Genomic DNA, 244 nt, shown 5'->3' with positions numbered 1-244 from the left:
GGCAATGGTGCCGGCACACCAAGCAGGGCCGGGGCTGCGCCATCCACGCGACCCGGCCCGACCATTGCCGCGCCTTCCACTGCCTCTGGATGACGGAGGCCTGGCTCGGCCCGGAATGGAAGCCCGAGCGCGCCAAGATGGTGCTGAGCCTCGATCCGGTCTCGCGCCACATGAACGTGCAGGTCGATCCGGGCCAGCCCAATGCCTGGCGGCGCGAGCCCTATTACGGCCAGTTGAAGCGCTG

General features: G+C 69.3%; 1 protein-coding gene. It reads left to right on the top strand.

What is annotated here, in order from left to right:
* Nucleotides 1-244: hypothetical protein (locus CVH10_RS23435; protein WP_219925067.1), on the top strand; the 244-nt coding region annotated here is incomplete at both ends.

Source organism: Halomonas sp. ND22Bw, assembly GCF_003011945.1.
GTDB classification, from domain to species: domain Bacteria; phylum Pseudomonadota; class Gammaproteobacteria; order Pseudomonadales; family Halomonadaceae; genus Halomonas; species Halomonas halophila.
This window is presented reverse-complemented; position numbering and strand designations above follow the sequence as displayed.